General features: G+C 43.3%; 8 protein-coding genes. 2 read left to right on the top strand and 6 right to left on the bottom strand.

The window, feature by feature from the left end:
- Positions 1-30 precede the first annotated feature (30 nt).
- From AC075J_RS17195 to AC075J_RS17170, 6 genes are all read right to left on the bottom strand, one after another.
- Positions 31-396, bottom strand: coding sequence for a PqqD family protein (locus AC075J_RS17195; RefSeq protein ID WP_022380147.1), 366 nt, complete (start codon positions 394-396; stop codon positions 31-33).
- Positions 397-420: 24 nt separating this feature from the next.
- Positions 421-2,319, bottom strand: a complete 1,899-nt coding sequence (locus tag AC075J_RS17190) for an OPT family oligopeptide transporter (protein ID WP_008707353.1) — start codon at positions 2,317-2,319, stop codon at positions 421-423.
- 204 nt (positions 2,320-2,523) lie between these two features.
- The gene (locus tag AC075J_RS17185) at positions 2,524-4,290 is read right to left on the bottom strand and encodes a cobaltochelatase CobT-related protein (protein ID WP_476390541.1); all 1,767 of its coding nucleotides are present in this window, start codon (positions 4,288-4,290) and stop codon (positions 2,524-2,526) included.
- Positions 4,280-5,200, bottom strand: coding sequence for an AAA family ATPase (locus AC075J_RS17180; protein ID WP_022380146.1), 921 nt, complete (start codon positions 5,198-5,200; stop codon positions 4,280-4,282). Before AC075J_RS17180 ends, AC075J_RS17185 begins: the two co-directional genes overlap by 11 nt.
- A gap of 116 nt (positions 5,201-5,316) precedes the next feature.
- On the bottom strand, positions 5,317-7,437 hold the full coding sequence (locus AC075J_RS17175; RefSeq protein ID WP_008707348.1) for a glutamine synthetase III family protein: 2,121 nt from the start codon (positions 7,435-7,437) through the stop codon (positions 5,317-5,319).
- Position 7,438: 1 nt separating this feature from the next.
- Positions 7,439-8,389 (bottom strand): diacylglycerol/lipid kinase family protein, encoded by a 951-nt coding sequence (locus AC075J_RS17170; RefSeq protein WP_008707346.1) that lies wholly within the window; start codon positions 8,387-8,389, stop codon positions 7,439-7,441.
- Positions 8,390-8,638: 249 nt separating this feature from the next.
- Here AC075J_RS17170 and AC075J_RS17165 point away from each other — a divergent pair, with 249 nt between their 5' ends.
- Complete coding sequence (locus AC075J_RS17165; RefSeq protein WP_055201242.1) at positions 8,639-8,842, top strand: hypothetical protein; 204 nt, start codon at positions 8,639-8,641, stop codon at positions 8,840-8,842.
- Positions 8,843-9,021: 179 nt separating this feature from the next.
- A partial coding sequence (locus tag AC075J_RS17160; protein ID WP_476390540.1) for an HAD hydrolase family protein occupies positions 9,022-9,571 on the top strand: 550 nt, incomplete at its 3' end.

The following is a 9,571-nucleotide window of genomic DNA, read 5'->3' as shown; positions in this document are numbered from 1 at the left end:
TGAAGGACTGCTCCCGCTCTTATTCTTACCTTATTTTTCAGGCTTATTGATAAAATTTACAAAATGATAACTCTCCATTATCTGGAAGTATTTAACGATCCTTGGATATAAAGGCTCTGCCTTCTCCCCAAATTCGTCTTTTACCAGTGCAGCAATATCTTCCACTGTCTTCCTGCCATCTATGAGTGGCCAGATAAATGTGCCATTGTCATCCAGATGTATCTTCGTATATCTGGGTTTTCCAAACAGCTTCTGGGCAATCGTGTTAAACGCGCCCTTATTCTCTATTTCCAGCACCATTCTCCCCCTGATATCCGTATGCCAGCGAAGCTGTGCACTGCGCTCAGGAATGAGATCCAGATAATTGATCTGTATTTCTTTTTTCTTTTTACTCATTTAAATATTATCATCTCCGCCTGATCAGGCTTTCTTCTTGTTCCAGATACTGAATTTCAGAAGGCTTAAGATCATAAGTAACATCAGGATCACGCCGCCTGCATTACCAAGGTTAATGCTTCCGGAGAGATCAAATACACTGCTTACGTTTACTACTGCAAGGATTGCAAGAAGGATACCTACAAGACCTTCACCTGCGATCATACCTGCACAGTAAAGTGTACCGTCTGTTGCCTGTTCTTCTTTTTTCTTATCATCAACATTCTTTCTTCCGTCAACGAACATACGAACAACACCACCGATCATGATAGCAGCGTTGAGGTAGATTGGAAGATAAAGACCGATAGCAAATGGCATAACCGGAATTCTTAAGATTTCCAGACCAATTGCAAGGAATACACCGATAAATACCAGTGTCCATGGAAGCTTGCCGCCCATGATACCTTCTACGATCATCTTCATCAGAGTTGCCTGAGGAGCAGGTACTTCTGCACTTCCGTATCCCCATGCAGTGTTCAGAAGATAAAGAACTCCACCGATAGCAAGACCGGCAGCAACAACACCGATAAGCTCACCGATCTGCTGTTTCTTAGGAGTTGCACCAAGAAGATAACCTGTCTTTAAATCCTGTGAAGTATCACCTGCGATCGCTGCTACGATACAGATTACGGAACCAATCGCAATTGCTGCTTTCATTCCGTCGATACCGGTATTGCCGGATGCTTTGATAACCATTGTTGCGATCAGAAGAGTAGCGATAGCCATACCTGATACAGGGTTGTTGGAGCTTCCTACAAGACCAACCATACGGGAAGATACAGTTGCAAAGAAGAAGCCGAAGATTACGATGATCAGCGCACCGATCGGGTTAACCGGGATAGCCGGAACAAGCCAAATGATCGCAACCATTGCCACAATACCGATCAGGATAACGTTCATTGGAAGATCCTGTGCAGTTCTTTCTGTACTTGTATTCTTGCCACCCTTCATGCTCTTCATGGAATCACGGAAGGTTGCAATGATCAGAGGCAGGGATTTGATCAGAGAAATAATACCACCTGTTGCGATAGCTCCTGCTCCGATATATTTTACATAAGTACTCCAGATTTTAGATGCTCCGCCTGCTGCATAAAGAGCAGAAATTGTTTCTGTTCCGGGATACATAACTGTATCAGCTCCGAACAGACAGATTACCGGAATCAGCACCATCCAGCCAATAAGAGAACCAACAAACATAAAGGATGCGATTCTTGGTCCTACGATATATCCAACACCGAGAAGTGCAGGATAGCATTCCATACCAATTTCACCTTTGAATCCTTTAAATGCTACTGCAACGTCTGCAGGGATTACCTTTAAACCGTCAACGACAAATTTAAAGATCGCTGCGATTCCCATACCTGAGAATACTGTCGCAGCGTTTGCACCACCCTCTTCACCTGCAAGAAGAACATCTGCGCAGGCAGTTCCTTCAGGATAAAGAAGTGTTGCATGCTCTTTTACGATCAGTGCGTTACGAAGTGGTACCATAAAAAGTACACCAAGAACACCACCGCAAAGTGCGATTAATGTGATTTCCACGATACCCGGCATTTCACAAAGTCCTTCTTCTGCCCAAAGGAACAGAGCAGGCATTGTGAAAATTGCACCGGCTGCCAGTGATTCACCGGCTGAACCGATTGTCTGGACCATGTTGCTCTCCAGAATGGAGTTCTTTTTCATGATCTTGCGAATTACGCCCATGGAAATAACTGCTGCCGGAATGGAAGCAGATACAGTCATACCTACACGCAGACCAAGATAAGCATTGGCTGCACCGAAGATAACTGCAAGGATAACACCCATGATGATGGATGTCACCGTAAATTCAGGTGTGATCTTGTCAGCCGGAATATACGGTTTGAACTCTTTGTTTTCGTTCATGATTTCCTCTCCCTTTTGTATTGATTTATAAACATAGAACATTATAGCGAAATTTATACAAAAAGGCAAGGTGAAAAAACTGGTTTTTTATGCACTTTACCATATTAACGTGCTAACTTGATAATCTCTTAACATATCAACACGCTCAAACAGCATATTTTTTCCCTGTTTTATCAGTCTATTCATCTGAATCCAACTGTTTAATCAGGTATCTCCCAACAATTCTGGAAAAATTCGAAATATCCCGGATATATGCGAAATCTTTTCCAAATATCTTTTTTCTGTGGATAGGTCCTTTTCTTCCCCTGCAAAGACTCCCAGAACACTTACTCCAAGGTTTCGCAGGTGCCGCACTTCTGTAGCAGTATCATTGATCGCATATTTTCCCATATAAGGTTCCGGGTTCTTTGCGTGAGGTCTGTTTACGATGACATCATATGGTTTTCCATCACTTAATACAATGAGGATTTTTTTCTCCTCAGATCTCTGAAGCAGACCGTATCCTGCGGTTTTGATGGCAAGTCCATCCCTGTTATTGGAAGAAGTTACATAATTAAAAATATTTTCATTAGCTGACTGTGGATCATCGTACTCACGGAATCTGTGAAGGATCGTATAGTCCCAGAATGTGCAGAAGCTCATGACACGGTGAGGCAGGTTTACATTACTTAATGCTTCACTGATGATATAAGCCTGTAATGCCACATCTCCCTGCCTGGACATCTGGGAACCGCTGGCATCGATCAGCACATCTACTACGAAATCAGATGCATCAGATTTCAATTCTCTTTTAAACAGATTTGCTTCACTGCTTCTGCCCACACGCCAGAGTCTGGACGGAATGATCGTTCCTCTGTCTGACAGTACTTCCTGCGTCTCGCTTTTCAGCACCAGTGTCTTTCGTAAAAGGTCTGTGAGGGATGCGATGTTCTGCTTTACGATTCTGTGTTTGTCATGGTAGAGCCAGATATTCTTATTCTTTAATCGCACTGCATATTCGTACTGATAGTTTCGTTTGACCGGATTCTTAAGAATTCCTTCTGTAAAATAAAGGCTGCAGTCCCTGTGAAGTTCCCTACACATCAGATAATTCATTCGCTTCTCTTCTGCAGGAGTCAGATAAGTTTTTCCGAAATTCAACTCAACATAGGTGTATGCTTTCTCAAGTTCTTCCTCTGTGAGAATTGTAATTTTGTGTTTGGTCTGGCGCTGTTTTTCCATTTCTTCAGTGACAGCAGTGTCTTCCATGTCCGTAATCTTATTTGTCATCTGTTCGATGTAACTCTCCAGAGCTTCCTCATAAAGTTCTTCTGTAAGAAAATCTTCCCAGTCGTATTCTGTCAGTTCTTCCAGGGTGACTGCCATAACCTGTTCCAGTGTTCCATGATCTTTCTCAAAATTCGGATCAATGATAGTGTTGTAAAGACTGTCAATAATACGGATCAATTCTATAGTGTCTGCAGCTGTTCTGGCTTTGTAAACCATGTCGCGGATTTCCCGAAGACGCTCTTCTACATAATGGTTTCCATTCTGTAAACGGTCACGCAGGATGGCAATCTTCAATCGGCCAAGAATATCTCCGTATGCGGGCATCCGTTCAAACTCCTGATCCAGGATATCCTCGAATGCTTCCTTCTGCATCTCCCGGACTCCCGGACGTTCCTGACAGATTTTGTCCCCGATTGCTTCTTCTACACATAGCTGTGCTACTGCAGTCAGTTCTCCCTCTCCTGCCTGGCAGAAAACTTTTTTTACCAGATATAAACCCAGCAGATTTCTGTCATAATATTTTGCCAGAGCGCCCTGCTTGATGCCGTCATACAGAGCGATTGCTTTTGAGCGCAGATACAGGGAAACGTCTACTTTCATATTTAACGTGTAATCCCCGCTGATAGTCCAGAGGAGATTGCGGATCCTGTTTTCCAGTTCCAGACGATAATCGTCGATTTCTACGATTTTCTCATCTTTCATATACATCATCCCTTGTCCAGTCTGCCGGAATTCTGGTTTTCACAATATCCTCTACGATTTCTTTCTCGAAAATGTCAAAGGTCTTGTTCACCACTCCCATAGTAACTGCTTTTCTCGGAGAAAGTCCGGTTTCTACAATCTTCATGGCTGCAAGGAGACCTCGCAGATCCAGAGGTTTGGTGGAAATTTCACTGTTTGTGGCTTTGAGCTGAAGATCCAGGAATACTCCGATGAACTGTGTTCTGGCGTTTTCTTTTATATTCGGGAACATCCGGCGGAAAATAAATTCCAGGGATTCTTCAGTCTGAGCCGGCATGTCTATGACCAGAAATCTGGATACCAGCGCTTCATTGAGTTCTTTGGTTCCTGCATAACCGTAATTCATGGTTCCGATAAAACGGGCAGCCGGATGAAGATCAATTTTGTCATAGCCCGGAACATCGATGGAACGGCGATAATCCAAAGTTGCATGAAGAACGGAAACTGCATCGTTCTTTGCCATATTAATCTCGTCGAGGATTCCGAAACCACCGTATTCTGCACACTGATAGATAGTTCCTTTGCGGAGCTTAACTTCGTTGTCCACGAAAGTGTCTGTGCCAATCAGATCTCCGCTGTTAGTATTTACATGAAAAGAAACATTGTACGCGGGACGGTTGAAAATATATGCCAGGTTCTCTGCAAGGATATTTTTTCCTGTTGCCTTCGGACCGGTGAGTAATAGATTCTCCCCTTTGAGCAGTCCGGCAATGGCCATTTCCAGAATGTCTTTTCCGTAAAATGGAATGGATGGTTTCACAATCCTGCCTGCAGTCTCCGGTACCACCTCATACTGGCTGCGGAATTCTTCTACTCTCTTTATCAGTTCAGAGGCTACCTGCTGCTCCTCCAGAAATTTCAGTTCTTCCATTTAGTTCTCCTTTATATAACTATTATAGTCCAGTTTGTGTTATAGAAAAAGGCCGCTTATCTTTTACAGATTCACGACCCTTTTATTATAGCATTCTTCTTTATATTTTTACAACATTATACTTCAAATACAAGATCTCCATAAGATGGCATCGGCCACATTTCCTTATCTACGATCATTTCCAGTTCATCCACAGGCTCACGTAAAGCTTCCATTGCAGGAACCACCTTTTCTCTGCAGAATACAGCTCTGTCCTGTCCCTCTGCATATTCCGGGGTCTTCTCAACCAGTTTGCTCAGCTTACTCATGGCACTGTTTGCAGCCTTTAAGAGTTTTGACGCTTTCTTGAGCAGGTCAAGCTGTACACTTACATCGATCAGTCCTTCGCCCGCTGTCTTCACTGTATTGATCGATTCGCCAAGAACAGTGGTATATCTGATAACTGCCGGAATAATCTGCTTGGTTGCCATGTCGATCATTGTCTTTGCTTCAATATTGATTGCTTTAGAATAAATCTCATATTTAATCTCTGCACGTGATTCAAGCTCAGCTCTTGAGAATACATCAAAAGATTCAAAGAGTTTCACTGCCTTCTCTGTAGTAAGTGCAGGGATTGCATCTACCATGCTCGGAAGGATCGGAAGTCCGCGGCGTTTTGCTTCTTTCTCCCATTCCGGTGCATAGCCATTTCCGTTAAATACGATTTTCTGATGATCTGTGGCATATTCTTTGATCAGGTCATGTACCGCCAGTTCGAAATCAGGAGCTTTTTCCAGACGGTCACATGCTTCCTTAAATACTTCTGCTGTGATCGTGTTCAGGACTACGTTACATGCAGAAATAGAATCCCTTGAGCCTACCATACGGAATTCAAATTTATTTCCTGTAAAAGCAAAAGGTGACGTACGGTTACGGTCTGTGGCATCCTTCATGAAATCAGGCAGAGTCTTAACACCTGTTTCCAGCTTACTTCCCTTTTTACTGTGAGTTGCTGTTCCTGTGCTGACCAGCTGTTCCAGAACATCCTCCAGCTGCTCTCCAAGAAATACAGAAATCACTGCCGGCGGTGCTTCATGGCCGCCAAGTCTCTGGTCATTTCCCACATCTGCCGCAGATTCACGCAGAAGATCTGCATGTTCATCTACTGCTTTCAGGATACAGGTGAGGACCAGAAGGAACTGAATATTTTCATGAGGTGTTTTGCCCGGATCCAGAAGATTGATTCCGTCATCTGTGGTAAGAGACCAGTTGTTATGCTTACCGGAGCCATTCACACCTGCAAATGGTTTCTCATGAAGGACACAGCGCATTCCATGGCGGCTGGCAACCTTTTTAAGAATACGCATCATCATCTGGTTCTGGTCTGCTGCGATATTGACCGGTGCATAAATCGGTGCAAGCTCATGCTGTGCAGGGGCAACCTCATTATGCTGTGTCTTTGCAGGAATTCCAAGCTTCCAACATTCTTCATTTACCTCTTTCATGTATGCGGAAATTCTCTGACGGATACTTCCAAAGTAATGGTCATCCATTTCCTGTCCCTTCGGAGGCATAGCTCCAAAAAGAGTTCTGCCTGTATAGATCAGGTCTTTTCTCTGAAGCCATTTCTCTTTATCGATCAGGAAATATTCCTGCTCTGCTCCTACTGACGGAGTTACTTTCTTAGAAGTTGTATTTCCGAAAAGTCTCAACAGACGGAGTGCCTGGGTGTTGATTGCTTCCATAGAACGAAGAAGTGGTGTCTTCTGGTCAAGTGCTTCTCCCGTATAGGAACAGAATGCAGTAGGAATACAGAGTGTTCCGCCTGCTGCATCATGACGGACAAAAGCCGGTGATGTACAGTCCCATGCTGTATATCCTCTCGCCTCAAAAGTTGCTCTTAATCCACCGGACGGGAAAGAAGATGCATCCGGTTCACCTTTGATCAGTTCTTTTCCGGAGAAAGACATCAGGACCTTGCCGTTATCCATCGGAGCAGTGATAAAAGCATCGTGTTTCTCTGCTGTCACACCTGTAAGGGGCTGGAACCAGTGGCTGTAATGTGTGGCACCTTTCTCGATGGCCCATTCTTTCATCTCGTGTGCTACTACATCCGCAATTTCCATAGACAGTTCTTTGCCCTCTTCTATGGTTTTTTTCAATTCTTTGTAGATCTTCTTCGGAAGTCGTGCCTGCATGACGGAATCATTAAACACGTCACATCCAAAAGTCTCTACTACATTGATATACTCACCCATTTTATTTCTCCTTTTTATTTATTAACGGGGAAATTCCAATTGATCTGGTTTCCTCATTTTTTGTACTTTTCAGATACAGATTCAGTGCTTCGTGGCAGTTTTCAATCTCTATCTGTGTATGACTGCCGCCGTATTCACCGTCCAGAGTCCATGGTACCGGTTCTTCTGAGGTAATGGTCACCCTGGCTGATTTAAAAGAATGAATCAGATCTGTATTGTCCTCTGCTGTCAGCATTGCAGTCATGATCTCCTGCAATTCCAGCGGATTCTTCGGTCTTGTAATCATGGTAACTTCAAAAAGTCCGTCATTCATATCCACGTTCTTGCCTGTAAGGTTCTTAAACCCTCCCACTGAACGGGAATTGGTGATCATCCCAAAGATGAAGTCATCCTCCACAGTTAATTCTTCGGATTCAATTCTCATATGGTATGATTTGATATCAAAAAGGCGTTTCACTCCCTCAAGAAGATAGGCTACATGGCCAAGGATATTCTTGAGATCCTGATCTGTCTGATAGGCTACATCTGTGAAAAGACCGAAAGCTGCTATATATGTAAAGCTCTGGTTATTGAATCTGCCGATGTCACAGTGATAAAGTTTCTCTTCCATAATCATGGAAGCGGCATCTGTCATGCTTTTCGGCATAAAGAGACTGTTTGCAAAGTCGTTGGTGCTTCCTGCCGGAATGTATCCGATGGGAATGGAACTCTTCTTTTCCATTACTCCGGTAACCACCTCATCAAGAGTCCCGTCTCCGCCGCTACATACGATAAGGTCCACTTTGGATTCGTATTCTTTGGCTTTCTCGTAGGCATCTTTTGGTTTCTGTGTGGAATAGATAATGACTTCATAACCGCCTTTGTTGAAAATATCTACTATATCAAGCAGGTTTGTTTTGATCTTGCCTTTACCTGCCTTGGGATTGAAAACAAAGAGCATTTTTTTGTTCATTTCGAGCAACTCTCCTTTTTTCAGGGTTTAAATGCGTAGTTTTCAGAGTACGCAGATTTCTATTTATATAATATAAGAAAAAAGGGTGGAAAAGTCAATGGGGTTTGACGGGCAAAAAAATTGGGGACGACAGGAAATATTTTTGGTTTCAGGTGCGGTTTCGCGGGCTAATAACTCTAGGTGTGTGGAAATCTGCTAAAAACATTCAAAAATTGCTCAAACTCGCTTCGCTCAGACAGTGAGCAATTTTTGAATAACGCAGATTCCCACGCACCAAGAGTTACTACACCCACTGCAAATGCACCTGAAACCAAAAATATTTCCTGCCTGTTGGCTGGCTGCGGGACTGCCGAGCTGTTACTGCTCACTTCGTTCACAGTAATGCGCCTTGCAACGACAGGCTATGCAGATGAGATTTCCTCACAGAACATTTTGCAGGATGGTAACGCATGAACCGGGACTGGTGAATAGTTGCAATTTTTCTAAATTTTTTATGGCAAGTTATATTTTGGCGTGATAAAATGGGGATTGTATTTATTAGGTAATTGTAAAACGAAAAACCAATATTTTCAATAGGTTCAGAGTTTCGCAAATGCCTATTGTATTTATTATAGAAAGGATTTCTTATTCATATGATTAAATTGATTGCTTCAGATATAGATGGAACTTTGGTAAAGGATGGGACTCTGGCTATTGACAGGGAGTATATGGAGGTTATCGGAAGGCTGATTGATAAGGGGATTGTTTTTGTGGCATGCTCCGGACGGCAGTACAGAAGTGAGAGAAAACTGTTTACCCCTGTCGCAGACAGACTGCTTTATATCTCTGACGGAGGAACTGTTGTACGGACTCCGAAGGAAATTCTGAAAGTGGATACTCTGCCTGACGAAATCTGGAAAGGAATGTGTTCTATGGTAAGAGAGAATATGCCTTCCTGTGATTATTTTATTTCCACACCTGAACGCTGTTTCGCAGAAGACGGAGGCAGCCAGATGTTTCACTGGCTGAGAGATTCTTACGGATATGATATCCATGAAGTTCCGGAAATGTTAAAACTCGAGGGGCAGCAGGTAAACAAATTTGCTGTCTACCACCCCAACGCCTGTGAGGAAATGTGCGCCCCTTTATTCACTCCCACCTGGAAAGACAAAACAGTTATGGCTGCCGCCGGCAAGGAATGGA

It is taken from the genome of Blautia sp. ZXY-1-C6, assembly GCF_056339875.1.
This window is presented reverse-complemented; position numbering and strand designations above follow the sequence as displayed.